This window comes from Streptomyces sp. NPDC030893 (genome assembly GCF_055571535.1).
The window spans coordinates 139,064-154,715 of the sequence record NZ_JBVIFC010000011.1 but is presented as its reverse complement, the minus strand read 5'-3'; the positions used below and the strand labels follow the sequence as shown (position 1 = coordinate 154,715).

The window sequence follows — 15,652 nt, the reverse complement described above, 5'->3', positions numbered from 1 at the left end:
CTCATGAAGAGGGGGACACCGTTTCCGGTGTCCCCCTGGGGGCTGCTGCTAGTCGCGGGCCGCGGTCAGATGCTCCGCGTGTTCCTGGAGCGAGCGGACGCCCACGTCGCCCCGGTTGAGCGCGTCGATGCCCTGGACGGCGGCGGCGAGCGCCTGGACCGTCGTCAGGCACGGCACGGAGCGGGCCACGGCGGCCGTGCGGATGTCGTAGCCGTCGAGGCGGCCGCCGGTGCCGTACGGGGTGTTGACGATGAGGTCGACCTCGCCGTCGTGGATGAGCTGGACGATGGTCCGCTCGCCGTTCGGGCCGGGGCCCTCGGACTGCTTGCGCACCACGGTGGCGTTGATGCCGTTGCGCTTGAGGACCTCGGCGGTGCCGGAGGTGGCGAGCAGCTCGAAGCCGTGCGCCACCAGTTCCCGCGCGGGGAAGATCATCGAGCGCTTGTCCCGGTTGGCGACCGAGATGAACGCGCGTCCCTTGGTCGGCAGCGGGCCGTAGGCGCCGGACTGCGACTTGGCGTACGCCGTGCCGAAGGCGGAGTCGATGCCCATGACCTCGCCGGTGGAGCGCATCTCCGGGCCGAGCACCGTGTCGACACCGCGGCCGTGGATGTCCCGGAAGCGGGACCAGGGCAGCACGGCCTCCTTGACGGAGATCGGCGCGTCCAGCGGGAGCGTGCCGCCGTCGCCCTTCGCCGGGAGCAGGCCCTCGGCGCGCAGCTCGGCGACGGTGGCGCCCAGCGAGATCCGCGCGGCGGCCTTCGCCAGCGGCACCGCGGTCGCCTTCGAGGTGAAGGGGACGGTGCGCGAGGCGCGCGGGTTGGCCTCCAGGACGTAGAGGATGTCGCCGGAGAGCGCGAACTGGATGTTGATCAGACCGCGTACCCCGACACCGCGCGCGATGGCCTCCGTGGAGGCCCGCAGCCGCTTGATGTCGAAACCGCCGAGGGTGATCGGGGGCAGGGCGCACGCCGAGTCGCCGGAGTGGATGCCGGCCTCCTCGATGTGCTCCATGACACCGCCGAGGTAGAGCTCCTCGCCGTCGTAGAGGGCGTCGACGTCGATCTCTATGGCGTCGTCGAGGAAGCGGTCGACGAGCACCGGCCGGGAGGGGCCGATCTCGGTCGACTCGGCGATGTACGCCTCCAGCCGGTTCTCGTCGTAGACGATCTCCATGCCGCGGCCGCCGAGCACGTAGGACGGCCGGACCAGGACCGGGTAGCCGATCTCGTCGGCGATGGCCTTGGCCTCGGCGAAGGTGGTGGCGGTGCCGTGCTTGGGGGCGGGCAGGCCGGCCTCCTTGAGGACCCGGCCGAAGGCGCCGCGGTCCTCGGCGGCGTGGATGGCCTCCGGGGAGGTGCCGACGATCGGCACGCCGTTGTCCTTCAGCGCCTGCGCCAGGCCGAGCGGGGTCTGGCCGCCGAGCTGGACGACGACGCCCGCGACCGGTCCGGCCTGCCGCTCGGCGTGGACGATCTCCAGGACGTCCTCCAGGGTGAGCGGCTCGAAGTAGAGCCGGTCGGAGGTGTCGTAGTCGGTGGAGACGGTCTCCGGGTTGCAGTTGACCATCACGGTCTCGTATCCGGCGTCGCCGAGCGCGAAGGAGGCGTGGACGCAGGAGTAGTCGAACTCGATGCCCTGGCCGATGCGGTTCGGGCCGGAGCCCAGGATGATCACCGCGGGCTTCTCGCGCGGCGCGACCTCGGTCTCCTCGTCGTAGGAGGAGTAGAAGTACGGCGTCCTGGCCGCGAACTCGGCGGCGCAGGTGTCGACGGTCTTGTAGACCGGGCGGATGCCCAGCGCGTGCCGCACCTCGCGGACGACGTCCTCGCGCAGGCCGCGGATCTCGCCGATCTGCTGGTCGGAGAAGCCGTGCCGCTTGGCGTCGGCGAGCAGTTCGCGGGTCAGCTCGGGGGCGGCGGCCAGCTCGTCGGCGATCTCCTTGATGAGGAAGAGCTGGTCGACGAACCAGGGGTCGATCTTCGTGGCGTCGAAGACCTCCTGCGGGGTGGCGCCCGCGTGGATGGCGCCCATGACGGCGTTGATCCGGCCGTCGGTGGGGCGGACCGCCTCGCGCAGCAGCTCGGCCTTGTCGCCGGGCTCGCCGACGAAGGTGAACTGGCTGCCCTTCTTCTCCAGCGAGCGCAGCGCCTTCTGGAAGGCCTCGGTGAAGTTGCGGCCGATGGCCATGGCCTCGCCGACCGACTTCATGGTGGTGGTGAGGGTGGAGTCGGCGCTCGGGAACTTCTCGAAGGCGAACCGGGGGGCCTTCACGACCACGTAGTCGAGCGTCGGCTCGAAGGAGGCCGGGGTCTCCTGGGTGATGTCGTTCGGGATCTCGTCGAGGGTGTAGCCGACGGCGAGCTTGGCGGCGATCTTGGCGATCGGGAAGCCGGTCGCCTTGGAGGCGAGCGCGGAGGAGCGCGACACGCGCGGGTTCATCTCGATGACGATGACCCGGCCGTCCTCGGGGTTCACCGCGAACTGGATGTTGCAGCCGCCGGTGTCGACGCCGACCTCGCGGATGATCGCGATGCCGACGTCGCGCAGCACCTGGTACTCGCGGTCGGTCAGTGTCATGGCGGGCGCGACGGTGATCGAGTCGCCGGTGTGGACGCCCATGGGGTCGAAGTTCTCGATGGAGCAGACGACCACGACGTTGTCGTTCTTGTCGCGCATCAGCTCCAGCTCGTACTCCTTCCAGCCGAGGATGGACTCCTCCAGGAGCACCTCGGTGGTCGGCGAGAGGGTGAGGCCCTGGCCGGCGATGCGGCGCAGCTCGTCCTCGTCGTGGGCGAAGCCGGAGCCGGCGCCGCCCATGGTGAAGGAGGGGCGGACGACGACCGGGTAGCCGCCGAGCTCCTCGACGCCCTTGAGGACGTCGTCCATGGAGTGGCAGATGTGGGACCGGGCGGACTCGCCGTGGCCGATCTTCTTGCGGACCTCCTCGACGACCTCCTTGAAGAGGTCCCGGTCCTCGCCCTTGTTGATGGCCTCCACGTTGGCGCCGATCAGCTCGACGCCGTACTTCTCCAGGACGCCGTTGCCGTGCAGCGAGATCGCGGTGTTGAGGGCCGTCTGGCCGCCCAGGGTGGGCAGCAGCGCGTCGGGGCGCTCCTTGGCGATGATCTTCTCGACGAACTCCGGGGTGATCGGTTCGACGTAGGTGGCGTCGGCGATCTCCGGGTCGGTCATGATCGTCGCCGGGTTGGAGTTCACCAGGACGACCCGCAGGCCCTCGGACTTCAGGACGCGGCACGCCTGGGTGCCGGAGTAGTCGAACTCGGCGGCCTGGCCGATGACGATCGGGCCGGAGCCGATGACCAGGACGGACTGGATATCGGTGCGCTTAGGCACGCTGGCCCTCCATCAGGGAAACGAAGCGGTCGAACAGGTAGGCGGCGTCGTGCGGGCCCGCTGCCGCTTCGGGGTGGTACTGGACGCTGAAGGCCGGCTTGTCGAGGAGCTGGAGGCCCTCCACCACGTTGTCGTTGAGGCAGACGTGGGAGACCTCGGCGCGGCCGTAGGGGGTGTCGGAGACCTTGTCGAGCGGGGCGTCGACGGCGAAGCCGTGGTTGTGCGCGGTGACCTCGACCTTGCCGGTCGTACGGTCCTGCACGGGCTGGTTGATGCCGCGGTGGCCGTACTTCAGCTTGAAGGTGCCGAAGCCGAGCGCGCGGCCCAGGATCTGGTTGCCGAAGCAGATGCCGAAGAGCGGGGTGCCGCGCTCCAGGACTCCCCGCATCACGGAGACCGGGTGGTCGGCGGTGGACGGGTCGCCGGGGCCGTTGGAGAAGAAGACACCGTCCGGGTTGACGGCGTAGACGTCCTCGACGGTGGCGGTGGCGGGCAGGACGTGCACCTCGATGCCGCGCTCGGCCATGCGGTGCGGGGTCATGCCCTTGATGCCGAGGTCGACGGCGGCGACGGTGAACTTCTTCTCGCCGATCGCGGGGACGACGTACGCCTCGGTGGTGGCGACCTCGGCGGAGAGGTCGGCGCCGGCCATCTCGGGGGCCTCCTGGACCCGGGCCAGCAGCGCGGCGTCGTCCTGGACGGCCTGACCGCTGAAGATGCCGACGCGCATGGCGCCGCGCTCGCGCAGGTGGCGGGTGAGGGCGCGGGTGTCGATGCCGGAGATGCCGACGACGCCCTGGGCGGCCAGCTCGTCGTCCAGGGTGCGGCGGGAGCGCCAGCTGGAGGGCACGCGCGCGGGGTCGCGGACGACGTAGCCGGAGACCCAGATCTTCCTGGACTCCATGTCCTCGTCGTTGACGCCGGTGTTGCCGACGTGCGGGGCGGTCATCACGACGACCTGGCGGTGGTAGGACGGGTCGGTGAGGGTCTCCTGGTAGCCGGTCATGCCGGTGGAGAACACCGCTTCGCCGAAGGTCTCCCCCACTGCCCCGTAGGCGCGGCCGCGGAAGATCCGGCCGTCCTCCAGGACGAGTACGGCGGGAACCGTGCCGGTTCCCCTGGTGGAGGTTGTCATCGTGCGCCTTCCGTCTTGTTGATCATGTGGTCGAGGGCTTCCAGCCACTCGTTGTGCTCGGCCGCCCGGTCGGAGCGGAAGCCGGAGTCGATCAGCCGCTCGCCGTGCGCCCAGGTGACCACCAGCAGTCCGCCCTCGGTGAGGACCTTGCCGGCGATGCCCTTGTCGAGCCGGGCCCCGCGGAGCGCGTCGGCCGGGATGAAGAAGTCGTCCGCTCCGGGGCGTACGACGTCCAGTCCGGCGTCGGTGAGCGTGAGCTCGGCCCGGCTGCGGGTGCCCAGGCCGTGCGCCACGATGCGGTCGAGCCACTGACCGGCGGTGGTCGAGCCGTGGTAGCGGCCGCTCATGCCCAGTCTCGCCGGGCCGGGGTCGTCCGGCGCGGCAGGCAGCTCGGGCAGGTCGCCCTGGAGGGTGCCGCGCCACTTCCAGCCCTCGCGCATCAGCCAGTAGACGAGCGCGACGAAGAGGGCGAGTCCGAGGACCCAGCCGATCCGGGCGGCCCAGTCGGTCACTTCCGCCGATTTCTTCTCGGCGGCCAGCAGGATTACAGATGTCACGTGAGCTTCCCGTCGACGAGCGTGGCCTTGCCCCGGAGCCAGGTGTGCGTCACACGGCCCGGCAGCTCACGGCCCTCGTAGGGGGTGTTGCGGCTGCGCGAGGCGAAGCCCGCGGGGTCCACGGGACCACGGTATGCCGTGTCGACGAGGGTGAGGTTGGCGGGCTCACCTGCCGAGACGGGGCGGCCGTGGCCCTCGGCCCGTCCGATCCGCGCGGGTTTGAAGGACATGCGGTCGGCGACGCCGGCCCAGTCCAGCAGGCCCGTGTCGACCATGGTCTCCTGGACCACCGACAGCGCGGTCTCCAGGCCGACCATGCCCATGGCGGCGGCGGCCCACTCGCAGTCCTTGTCCTCGTGCGGGTGGGGCGCGTGGTCGGTGGCGACGATGTCGATCGTGCCGTCGGCGAGCGCCTCGCGCAGCGCCATGACGTCGCGCTCGGTGCGCAGCGGCGGGTTGACCTTGTAGACCGGGTTGTACGACCGGACCAGCTCCTCGGTGAGGAGGAGGTGGTGCGGGGTGACCTCGGCGGTGACGTCGATGCCGCGCGACTTGGCCCAGCGGACGATCTCCACGCTGCCGGCCGTGGACAGGTGGCAGATGTGGACGCGGGAACCGACGTGCTCGGCGAGCAGCACGTCCCGGGCGATGATCGACTCCTCGGCGACGGCCGGCCAGCCGCCGAGTCCCAGTTCGGCGGAGACGACGCCCTCGTTCATCTGGGCGCCCTCGGTCAGCCGCGGCTCCTGCGCGTGCTGGGCGACGACCCCGCCGAAGGCCTTCACGTACTCCAGCGCGCGCCGCATGATCACGGCGTCGTGGACGCACTTGCCGTCGTCGGAGAAGACGGTGACGCCGGCCGCGGACTCGTGCATGGCGCCCAGTTCGGCGAGCTTGCGCCCCTCCAGGCCGACGGTGACCGCGCCGACGGGCCGCACGTCGCAGTAGCCGTGCTCCTTGCCGAGCCGCCACACCTGCTCGACCACACCGGCCGTGTCGGCGACCGGGAAGGTGTTGGCCATGGCGAACACGGCCGTGTAGCCGCCGCTCGCCGCCGACCTGGTGCCGGTCAGCACGGTCTCGGAGTCCTCGCGGCCGGGCTCGCGCAGGTGCGTGTGCAGGTCGACCAGGCCCGGCAGGAGGACCTTGCCGGCGGCCTCGACGACCTCGGCGCCCTCGGTGTCCCCGGCGGACAGGTCCGGGCCGACCGCCTCGACGACGGTGCCGTCGATCAGCACGTCCTGCGGCTCGCCGCCGAGTACCTTCGCACCACGGATCAGGGTCTTGCTCATGGTTCTTACTTCTCCTCGGTGGTACGGGCGTGGGTCGTGGCGGGTTCGTTGCCGCCCAGCAGCAGGTAGAGGACGGCCATCCGGATGGAGACCCCGTTGGAGACCTGCTCGATCACGGTGCAGCGGTCGGAGTCGGCGACCTCGGCGGTGATCTCCATGCCGCGGACCATGGGGCCGGGGTGCATCACGACGGCGTGCTCCGGCATGCGCGCCATGCGCTCGCCGTCGAGGCCGTAGCGGCGCGAGTACTCACGCTCGGTGGGGAAGAACGCGGCGTTCATCCGCTCGCGCTGCACGCGCAGCATCATCACCGCGTCGGACTTGGTGAGCGTGGAGTCGAGGTCGTACGCCACCTCGCAGGGCCAGGTCTCGATGCCGACCGGGAGCAGGGTGGGCGGGGCGACGAGGGTCACCTCGGCGCCGAGGGTGTGCAGCAGGTCGACGTTGGAGCGGGCGACCCGGCTGTGCAGGACGTCGCCGACGATGGTGATGCGGCGGCCGGAGAGGTCCCGCCCGATCCCGGCGTCCCGGCCGACGAGGCGGCGGCGCATGGTGAAGGCGTCGAGCAGCGCCTGGGTGGGGTGCTGGTGGGTGCCGTCGCCCGCGTTGATGACGTGCGCGTCGATCCAGCCGGAGGTGGCCAGGCGGTACGGGGCCCCCGAAGCGCCGTGGCGGATGACCACGGCGTCCACGCCCATGGCCTCCAGGGTCTGCGCGGTGTCCTTCAGCGACTCGCCCTTGGAGACGCTGGAGCCCTTGGCGGTGAAGTTGATGACGTCCGCGGACAGCCGCTTCTCGGCGGCCTCGAAGGAGATACGGGTGCGGGTGGAGTCCTCGAAGAAGAGGTTGACCACGGTACGGCCGCGCAGGGTCGGCAGTTTCTTGATCGGCCGGTCGGCGACCCGGGCCATCTCCTCGGCGGTGTCGAGGATGAGGACGGCGTCGTCGCGGGTGAGGTCGGCGGCCGAGATGAGATGACGCTGCATCTGTCAGGCTCCGTAAGGCAGTTCAATGAGGCGAAATCGGGCAGACGGGTACGCGCGCGGGCGTGCCGGGCCGACGCACGCCGCCGGCGTGCGCGCGAAGTGCTACGGGGCGGTCTGCTTGGCGCCGAGCAGTACGGTGTCGCGACCGTCTTCCTCGGCGAGCAGCACCTTGACCGTCTCCCGCAGCGACGTGGGGAGGTTCTTGCCGACGTAGTCGGCGCGGATGGGCAGTTCGCGGTGGCCGCGGTCGACGAGGACGGCGAGCTGCACCGCGCGGGGGCGCCCGATGTCGTTCAGCGCGTCGAGGGCCGCGCGGATGGTGCGGCCGGAGAAGAGCACGTCGTCGACGAGGACGACCAGCCGGCCGTCGATGCCGTCACCGGGGATCTCGGTGCGGGCCAGCGCACGCGGCGGGTGCATGCGCAGGTCGTCGCGGTACATCGTGATGTCGAGCGAGCCGACCGGCACCTTGCGCTCGGTGATCTGCTCGAGCTTGGCGGCGAGCCGCCGGGCGAGGAAGACGCCCCGGGTCGGAATGCCGAGGAGCACCACGTCGTCGGCGCCCTTGGCGCGTTCGACGATCTCGTGGGCGATGCGGGTCAGCACCCGCGCGATGTCGGGGCCCTCGAGAACGGGCCTGGCATCGGGGTGTGCGGGCTGCGGGCTGTGCGGGTCGTGCTTGTCCATGGGGAACGGACCTCCTTCTCCGCCTCACGGGACGGACGTTAAAGGACGTCGGATTGCGTCGCTCAGGCTATCAGGTCGGGATCCGCGCGGAGCGACACCCCCGATCACCCCAATGGCGTAGCCGATCTTCGCTACCACGGAAGAGTCGGTGTGGACCATTCGGCTTGACGCACGAGAGTAACGCTGCGTAACCTCACAGTGAGTTACCAGCCGCGCGGCATGGAAACCAGCCAGAGCCGCGTCGACACAGTGCCGGGGAGCTATATGTCCAGCGAATACGCCAAACAGCTCGGGGCCAAGCTCCGGGCGATCCGCACCCAGCAGGGCCTTTCCCTCCACGGTGTCGAGGAGAAGTCCCAGGGCCGCTGGAAGGCGGTCGTGGTCGGTTCGTACGAGCGCGGCGACCGCGCCGTGACCGTGCAGCGCCTCGCGGAGCTGGCGGACTTCTACGGCGTCCCGGTGCAGGAGCTCCTGCCGGGCACGACCCCGGGCGGGGCCGCCGAGCCGCCGCCGAAGCTGGTCCTGGACCTGGAGCGGCTGGCCACGGTGCCGGCCGAGAAGGCGGGCCCGCTGCAGCGCTACGCGGCGACGATCCAGTCCCAGCGCGGCGACTACAACGGCAAGGTGCTCTCCATCCGCCAGGACGACCTGCGCACCCTCGCCGTCATCTACGACCAGTCCCCCTCGGTCCTCACCGAGCAGCTGATCAGCTGGGGCGTCCTGGACGCGGACGCGCGGCGTGCGGTGGCCTCGCACGACGAGTAACGCTCCGCGGGGTGCGCAGAAACGTGCCGCCGGGGTGGCCGGAACCTAGTCGGTTTCGGCCACCCCGGCGGTTTTTGCTGCTTCTCGCGGTTCTTCGCGGCTTCTCGCGGTTCTTCGCGGCTCCTCGCGGGTTTCCGCGGCTTCTTGCGGGTTTCCGCGGCTTCTCGCGGGTTCTTCGCTGATTCTCGCGGCTACTCGCGGCGCAGCGACGGCTTGAGTTCCTTGAGCCGGCCGAGCAGGCCGTTCACGAACGAGGGCGACTCGTCCGTCGAGAACTCCTTCGCCAACTGCACCATCTCGTCGAGGACCACCGCGTCCGGGGTCTCGTCCACCCAGATCAGCTCGTACGCGCCGAGCCGCAGGATGCTGCGGTCGACGACCGGCATCCGGTCCAGGGTCCAGCCGACCGAGTACTGCGCGATCAGTTCGTCGATGCGCTTCGCGTGTTCCGCGTAGCCCTCGACGAGCTGCATCGTGTACTCGCTCACCGGCGGCTGCCGCGTGTCGGTCCGGGAATGCCGGATCCAGTCGGCGAGGACCGTCAGGACCTCGGTGCCGCGCTGGTCGCCCTCGAAGAGGATCTGGAAGGCGCGCTTGCGGGCCGTGTTGCGGGCAGCCACGGTTAGCTGTTCACCCGGCCGAGGTAGTCGCTCGTGCGGGTGTCGACCTTGATCTTCTCACCGGTGGTGATGAAGAGGGGGACCTGGATCTGGTGACCGGTCTCGAGCACGGCCGGCTTGGTGCCGCCGGTGGAACGGTCGCCCTGCACGCCCGGCTCGGTCTCCTGGATGGTCAGCTCGACGGCGGCGGGCAGCTCGACGAAGAGCACCTCGCCCTCGTGCTGCGCGACGGTGGCCTCGAAGCCCTCGACGAGGAAGTGGGCGGCGTCGCCGACCACCTTGCGGTCGATGTGCAGCTGGTCGTAGGTCTCCATGTCCATGAAGACGAAGTAGTCGCCGTCCATGTAGGAGAACTGCATGTCGCGCTTGTCGACGGTGGCCGTTTCGACCTTGACGCCGGCGTTGAAGGTCTTGTCGACGGTCTTGCCGGACAGCACGTTCTTCAGCTTGGTGCGCACGAAGGCCGGGCCCTTGCCGGGCTTGACGTGCTGGAACTCGACGACTGACCAGAGCTGGCCGCCTTCGAGCTTGAGCACCATGCCGTTCTTGAGGTCGTTCGTGGAAGCCACGGTTGAGGAATCTCCTGGACTGGACTGACGTGGACGACGGCCGGGGCGGGGGCAGGCGCACAGCGCGGGGCTAGAGCGCGAGCAGCTCCTTGGTCGTGATGGTGAGTAGCTCGGGTCCGCCGTCCGCCTCGGGGCGCACGACGAGCGTGTCATCGATCCGGACTCCGCCGCGGCCGGGGAGGTGAACCCCCGGTTCGACGGTCACCGGCACGCAAGCGTCCAGTTTACCCATGGCCGCAGGGGTCAATTGAGGGTCCTCGTCGATTTCGAGTCCCACGCCGTGACCGGTGAGCGCGGGGAGTGCCTCGGCGTACCCGGCGGAGTCCAGGACGTGGCGCGCCGCGCGGTCCACGTCACGGCAGGCGGCGCCCGGTACGAGGGACTCCCGGCCGGCGCGCTGGGCCGAGAAGACGAGGTCGTACAGCTCGATCTGCCAGTCCGCGGGGGCCGTGCCGATGACGAACGTCCGGCCGATCTCGCAGCGGTAGCCGCGGTAGGTGGCGCCGAGGCAGACGGAGAGGAAGTCGCCCTCCTCGACGCGGCGGTCAGTGGGACGGTGGCCTGGGCGGCCGGCGTTCGGGCCGGTGGCGACGGAGGTGGGGAAGGCGGGGCCGTCGGCGCCGTGGTCGACGAGGCGCCGCTCCAGTTCGAGGGCGAGGTGGCGTTCCGTGCGGCCCACCAGGATGGACTCCAGGAGTTCGCCCAGGGCCTGGTCGGTGATCTCCGCGCCGATGCGGAGGCAGGAGATCTCCTCCTCGTCCTTGACGACGCGGAGCTGTTCCACGGCGCCGGCGATGCCCGCGAGGCGGAGTTTCGGGGCGGCGGAGTGGATCTCGCGGTGCCGGGTGACGGTGAGATGGTGCTCCTCGACGGCGAGGGAGTCGACGCCCTGGGCGACGGCGAGGCCGGCGGCGGCCACGGCGAGGTCGCCGCCGATGCCGTTCACCACGTGCAGGCGTAGGGAGTCGTCGGGGGGGCGGGTCTGCGGGGAGCGGTCGTCGGGCGGGTCCGCGCACACCAGGACGTCCTCGGTCCTGCCGAGCAGCAGGACGGCGCCGTCGGGGGCGGCGCCGGCGAGGTAGCGCACGTTGGCGGGGCGGGAGACCAGCGCCGCCGCGCTGCCGACCGCGTTGCAGCATTCCCGTAGCCGCGCCCGGCGGATCGCGTAGACCTCTGACATTCTTCGAGCGTAGGAGGGGTGGCTGGATGTCGCCGGTCGAGCGGGGCCGAGTGGGGGTGTGGGGTGGGGTGGGGTGGGTCGAGGTGGGGTGGGGTGGGTCGAGGTGGGGCGGGGTGGGGGTGCTGGTGGTGGGGTTGCGGTGGGGCGCGTGTGGTGCGTCGTGGGGTCGGGGGTGTGGGGGTGCGGCGAGCCCGCCGCAATCGGGCCCGTAGCGTGCTGCCACGGTGGACCGGCGTCGGGACCAGCTAAGCGGCGGGCTCCGCCGCACCCCCACACCCCACTCCGGTCCGTCGGCGCCTGCGGCCCGTCCCGGCCACCGGCAAACATCCGACGCAGCCACGGACAGTCGCCCCACGCCGCCACAGGCAACCGTGCCGCGGCGTCGCGGGCAGACACGCCGCACCACCACAGACACACGCCCAGCACCGCCGCACCGCCCGCCGCAGACATACGCCCCACGCCGCCGGCGGGCACACCTGCCGCGTCGTTGCGGGCAGTCGTGCCGCTGGGGCGGCACGGGTGGGCGCGGCGGCGCCCCGTTAGCGCGGGCACGCGACACCCCATCCGGGCGCCACCGACGGGCGCGAGCAGTCATACCCCGGCTGGCAAAGGCCCCGCGTTCACCACTGCGGTGGGCTCGCTATCGCGCGGGCCAGGACGTCGTCCAGGATGCGGGCCGTTTCGGGTATGTCCAGCTGGGAGTTGTCGATGATGGGCAGACCCGAGCCGTACCAGCCGGCCATCCGGCCGTGGATACGGGCCACTTCCTCATCGCTCAGACGCCGATTGCCCGAGCGCTCCGCATTGCGTTCCAGGACGATGTCCAGGCCGGGGAGGAGGACGACCGGCAGCAGGCCGGGGCCGACGTGCCGCTTCCAGCCGCCGAGGCCGACCACCGGGCGGTCGGGGAAGACGGCGTCGTCGAGGATGCAGGAGATGCCGTTGGCGAGGAAATTGCGGGCGGCGAAGCCGCAGGTGCGGCGGGCCAGGCGGTACTGGGCCTCGGAGTGGTCGTTCCACCCGGACTGCGGGTCGGCGAAGCCGGAGCGGACCCATTCGCGTACGTCGTCGAGGCTGATGTGGGCCGTCGGCACCCGGCGGTGGTCCGCCCAGTGCTTGGCGACGCTCGTCTTGCCGGCGCCCGCGGGGCCTATGAGCAGCACCGCGATGATCGTCCCGGCCGGGTCCGGTGCCGCGGGGGCCTGCGGAGGGCTGGGCATGGCGACCGGGCCGCCGGGCGGCAGGGGCACGTGGCCGGTGGTGTCGGGCGGCGGGGGCATCGAGGCGTGCTGCGGACCCGCGGGGGGCCCGGGCGCCGGGTAGCCCGGTGCCGCGGGGGGCACGGGGGCGGGTCCCGGGGGCCGGCCCGGGTGATGTGCGGCCGGTGACCAGCCGGCTGCCGGTCCGTGCCCCGGCTGGTGGGGCGGCGGCAGCGGAGACCCCACTGCGTGCTGCATCCGGTGCCACTCCGTCTCGTACAGGCAATGGGGCGCTGACAGCGGGGGTGTCCCGCGTGCTACCGAACGGTACCGCCCCCTGCCGTCGTTGTGTGAACGGCCGGGGGCGGTGATGAGTGCCCGTGCTACTCGCCCACCTCGCCGTACGCGGCGAGCAGGACGGCCGGGTCGGGGCCTTCGAACACCGTGGGCTTGGCGAGACCGTCGAGGACGATGAAGCGCAGCATGTCGCCGCGTGACTTCTTGTCGACCTTCATGTTCTCCAGCAGCTTGGGCCACTGGTCGTAGCGGTAGTGCAGCGGCAGGCCGACCGATTCGAGGATCGTACGGTGGCGGTCCGCGGTGGCGTCGTCCAGGCGGCCCGCGAGGCGGCCCAGTTCGGCGGCGAAGTGCATGCCCACGGAGACGGCGGCGCCGTGGCGCCACTTGTAGCGCTCGTTCTTCTCGATGGCGTGGCCGAGGGTGTGGCCGTAGTTGAGGATCTCGCGCAGGCCCGATTCCTTGAGGTCGGACGAGACCACGTCGGCCTTGACCCGGATCGAGCGTTCGATCAGTTCCGCGGTGTGCGGACCGGCGGGGGTGCGGGCGGCCTCGGGGTCGGACTCGATGAGGTCGAGGATCGCCGGGTCGGCGATGAAACCGGCCTTGATCACCTCGGCGAGTCCGGACACGTAGTCGTTGACCGGGAGGGAGTCCAGTGCGGCCAGGTCGCACAGGACTCCGGCCGGCGGATGGAAGGCGCCGACGAGGTTCTTGCCCTCGGCGGTGTTGATGCCGGTCTTGCCGCCGACGGCCGCGTCCACCATGGCGAGGACCGTGGTGGGGACGGCGATCCAGCGGACACCGCGCAGCCAGGTCGCCGCCACGAAGCCGGCCAGGTCGGTGGTGGCGCCGCCGCCGACGCCGACGATGACGTCGGTGCGGGTGAAACCGGACTGGCCGAGCGCCTTCCAGCAGTAGGCGGCGACCTCGGCGGTCTTGGCCTCCTCCGCGTTGGGCACCTGGATGGCGATCGCCTCGTAGCCCTGGTCGGCGAGGTCCGCGCGGAGCGCGTCGCCGGTCTCGGCGAGCGCCTCGGGGTGCACGACCGCGACCCGCTTGGCGCGGGTGCCGACCAACCCGCCGAGTTCACCCAGGAGCTGACGGCCCACCAGGACCTCGTACGGGTCGGTGCCCGCCGTGCCGCCGACGCGGATCCTTGTCACGTTCTCTGCCACAGCGTCCTCCGGCCGGGGGTCCGGGGGCTGTTCCCCGGGGAATGCGGTCTTCAGCTCCAGTGCGTCCAGGGCGGCCTCGGCGACCTCTTCGGCGGTACGGCCGTCCGTGGGCACGACGGCCGTGGCGACCTCCTCGTACAGGTGCCGGCGGGCCTCCATCAGCTCGCGCCACTGCTTGCGCGGGTTGACCGCGAGCAGGGGGCGCGCGGCGCCCAGGCCGGTGCGCCTGACCGCCTCCTCGACGTCCATCGACAGGTAGACGACCCGTTGGGCGGCCAGCAGTGTGCGGGTGTCCGCGTCCAGGACGGCCCCGCCGCCCAGGGCCAGGACCCCGTCGTGCCCGGTGAGCGCCGTGCGCACGGCGCGCTTCTCGATGGCGCGGAAGGCCGCTTCTCCGTCGTCGACGAAGATGTCGGCGATCGTCCTGTTCTCGGCGGTGACGATGTCGTCGTCGGTGTCGCGGAAGCCGGCGCCCAGTCGCTCGGCCAGCAGGCGGCCGACGGTGGACTTGCCCACGCCCATCGGGCCGACCAGCACGATCCGCGGGGTCATCGGATGGCCAGGTGGTCGAGGTACGACGTCACGTTGCGGCGGGTCTCGGTGACGCTGTCGCCGCCGAACTTCTCCGCGACCGCGTCCGCGAGGACCAGGGCCACCATCGCCTCGGCGACGATACCGGCGGCCGGTACGGCGGAGACGTCGGACCGCTGGTGGTGGGCCTGGGCGGCTTCCCCGGTGGTGACGTCCACGGTCTGCAGGGCACGCGGCACGGTCGCGATCGGCTTCATCGCCGCCCGCACCCGCAGCAGCTCACCCGTGGTGAGGCCGCCCTCGGTACCGCCGGAGCGGCCGGAGACGCGCCGGATGCCGTCGGGGGTGCTCACGATCTCGTCGTGCGCCTTCGAACCCGGCACCCGGGCGAGCTCGAAGCCGTCGCCGATCTCGACGCCCTTGATCGCCTGGATGCCCATGAGGGCGCCGGCGAGGCGGGCGTCCAGCTTGCGGTCCCAGTGGACGTGCGAGCCGAGGCCCACGGGGACGCCGTAGGCGAGGATCTCCACCACTCCGCCGAGGGTGTCGCCGTCCTTGTGGGCCTGGTCGATCTCCGCGACCATCGCCTTCGAGGCGGCCTCGTCCAGGCAGCGCACCGGGTCGGCGTCCAGCCTCTCGACATCGGCCGGGGTGGGGTACACGCCGTGCGGGGCCTTGGCGGAGGCCAGTTCCACGACATGGCTGACGATCTCGACGCCGGCCGTCTCCTTCAGGTAGGAGCGGGCCACCGCGCCCAGCGCCACGCGGGCGGCGGTCTCACGGGCGGAGGCGCGCTCCAGGATCGGGCGGGCCTCGTCGAAGCCGTACTTCTGCATGCCGGCGAGGTCGGCGTGGCCGGGGCGGGGGCGGGTCAGCGGGGCGTTGCGCGCCAGGCCGGCCAGGACGTCGGGGTCGACCGGGTCGGCCGCCATGACCTGCTCCCACTTGGGCCATTCGGTGTTGCCCACCATGACCGCGACCGGGGAGCCGAGGGTCAGACCGTGCCGTACGCCGCCGAGGAAGGTGACCTCGTCGCGCTCGAACTTCATCCGGGCACCGCGACCGTAGCCCAGCCGCCGCCTCGCGAGGTGGTCCGCCACCATCTCCGTGGTGATCGGCACGCCGGCGGGAAGTCCCTCCAGCGTCGCGACGAGTGCGGGACCGTGGGACTCCCCCGCGGTCAGCCAGCGCAACCTGCTCAACGGTGCTCCTCCGTGCTTCGCGCCCCGGTATGCCCTGCGTACGCGTCCGTTCGCGTATCGCTGTGGCGTGACGGGGGTGCGCGGCCCCGGTCCGCCG

The 15,652-nt window shown here is 71.4% G+C and carries 13 protein-coding genes; 1 reads left to right on the top strand and 12 read right to left on the bottom strand.

Annotated elements, in window-relative coordinates:
* Positions 1-48 precede the first annotated feature (48 nt).
* The 6 genes from carB to pyrR form a co-directional block, all read right to left on the bottom strand.
* The gene (carB, locus tag ACZ434_RS21460; RefSeq protein WP_468458116.1) at positions 49-3,357 is read right to left on the bottom strand and encodes a carbamoyl-phosphate synthase large subunit; all 3,309 of its coding nucleotides are present in this window, start codon (positions 3,355-3,357) and stop codon (positions 49-51) included.
* Positions 3,350-4,492, bottom strand: a complete 1,143-nt coding sequence (gene carA, locus ACZ434_RS21455) for a glutamine-hydrolyzing carbamoyl-phosphate synthase small subunit (RefSeq protein ID WP_468458114.1) — start codon at positions 4,490-4,492, stop codon at positions 3,350-3,352. The genes carB and carA overlap by 8 nt, the downstream gene beginning before the upstream one ends.
* A complete protein-coding gene (locus ACZ434_RS21450; protein ID WP_468458112.1) occupies positions 4,489-5,049 on the bottom strand; it encodes a PH-like domain-containing protein in 561 nt (186 codons plus the stop codon). Before ACZ434_RS21450 ends, carA begins: the two co-directional genes overlap by 4 nt.
* Positions 5,046-6,341, bottom strand: coding sequence for a dihydroorotase (locus ACZ434_RS21445; protein WP_468458110.1), 1,296 nt, complete (start codon positions 6,339-6,341; stop codon positions 5,046-5,048). The genes ACZ434_RS21450 and ACZ434_RS21445 overlap by 4 nt, the downstream gene beginning before the upstream one ends.
* Before the next feature lie 5 nt (positions 6,342-6,346).
* Positions 6,347-7,327 (bottom strand): aspartate carbamoyltransferase catalytic subunit, encoded by a 981-nt coding sequence (locus ACZ434_RS21440; protein ID WP_468458108.1) that lies wholly within the window; start codon positions 7,325-7,327, stop codon positions 6,347-6,349.
* A gap of 102 nt (positions 7,328-7,429) precedes the next feature.
* Positions 7,430-8,014: a bifunctional pyr operon transcriptional regulator/uracil phosphoribosyltransferase PyrR gene (gene pyrR, locus ACZ434_RS21435; protein WP_468458106.1), complete on the bottom strand. Its 585-nt coding sequence runs from the start codon at positions 8,012-8,014 to the stop codon at positions 7,430-7,432.
* A gap of 264 nt (positions 8,015-8,278) precedes the next feature.
* Here pyrR and bldD point away from each other — a divergent pair, with 264 nt between their 5' ends.
* Positions 8,279-8,779: a transcriptional regulator BldD gene (gene bldD, locus ACZ434_RS21430; RefSeq protein WP_215206102.1), complete on the top strand. Its 501-nt coding sequence runs from the start codon at positions 8,279-8,281 to the stop codon at positions 8,777-8,779.
* Positions 8,780-8,970: 191 nt separating this feature from the next.
* Here bldD and nusB read toward each other — a convergent pair whose 3' ends face one another.
* The 6 genes from nusB to aroC all read right to left on the bottom strand — a co-directional run bounded on the left by nusB (position 8,971) and on the right by aroC (position 15,555).
* The gene (gene nusB, locus ACZ434_RS21425; protein WP_149552439.1) at positions 8,971-9,399 is read right to left on the bottom strand and encodes a transcription antitermination factor NusB; all 429 of its coding nucleotides are present in this window, start codon (positions 9,397-9,399) and stop codon (positions 8,971-8,973) included.
* 2 nt (positions 9,400-9,401) lie between these two features.
* A complete protein-coding gene (gene efp, locus ACZ434_RS21420) occupies positions 9,402-9,968 on the bottom strand; it encodes an elongation factor P (RefSeq protein ID WP_468458103.1) in 567 nt (188 codons plus the stop codon).
* A gap of 70 nt (positions 9,969-10,038) precedes the next feature.
* Positions 10,039-11,148: an aminopeptidase P family protein gene (locus ACZ434_RS21415; protein WP_468458101.1), complete on the bottom strand. Its 1,110-nt coding sequence runs from the start codon at positions 11,146-11,148 to the stop codon at positions 10,039-10,041.
* Positions 11,149-11,768: 620 nt separating this feature from the next.
* The gene (locus ACZ434_RS21410; protein ID WP_468458099.1) at positions 11,769-12,605 is read right to left on the bottom strand and encodes a Pro-rich N-terminal domain-containing protein; all 837 of its coding nucleotides are present in this window, start codon (positions 12,603-12,605) and stop codon (positions 11,769-11,771) included.
* 125 nt (positions 12,606-12,730) lie between these two features.
* Positions 12,731-14,374: a 3-dehydroquinate synthase gene (gene aroB / locus ACZ434_RS21405; RefSeq protein ID WP_468458097.1), complete on the bottom strand. Its 1,644-nt coding sequence runs from the start codon at positions 14,372-14,374 to the stop codon at positions 12,731-12,733.
* Positions 14,371-15,555 carry a chorismate synthase gene (gene aroC / locus ACZ434_RS21400; protein WP_468458095.1) on the bottom strand — a complete coding sequence of 395 codons (1,185 nt, stop codon included), beginning with the start codon at positions 15,553-15,555 and terminating at the stop codon, positions 14,371-14,373. The genes aroB and aroC overlap by 4 nt, the downstream gene beginning before the upstream one ends.
* Positions 15,556-15,652 lie beyond the last annotated feature (97 nt).

Coding starts and splice junctions, on each gene's coding strand:
- carA (WP_468458114.1), bottom strand. CDS start 4,492: ATGACAACCTCCACCAGGGGAACCGGCACGGTTCCCGCCGTACTCGTC.
- ACZ434_RS21445 (WP_468458110.1), bottom strand. CDS start 6,341: ATGAGCAAGACCCTGATCCGTGGTGCGAAGGTACTCGGCGGCGAGCCG.
- ACZ434_RS21440 (WP_468458108.1), bottom strand. CDS start 7,327: ATGCAGCGTCATCTCATCTCGGCCGCCGACCTCACCCGCGACGACGCC.
- pyrR (WP_468458106.1), bottom strand. CDS start 8,014: ATGGACAAGCACGACCCGCACAGCCCGCAGCCCGCACACCCCGATGCC.
- bldD (WP_215206102.1), top strand. CDS start 8,279: ATGTCCAGCGAATACGCCAAACAGCTCGGGGCCAAGCTCCGGGCGATC.
- ACZ434_RS21415 (WP_468458101.1), bottom strand. CDS start 11,148: ATGTCAGAGGTCTACGCGATCCGCCGGGCGCGGCTACGGGAATGCTGC.
- ACZ434_RS21410 (WP_468458099.1), bottom strand. CDS start 12,605: ATGCAGCACGCAGTGGGGTCTCCGCTGCCGCCGCCCCACCAGCCGGGG.
- aroB (WP_468458097.1), bottom strand. CDS start 14,374: ATGACCCCGCGGATCGTGCTGGTCGGCCCGATGGGCGTGGGCAAGTCC.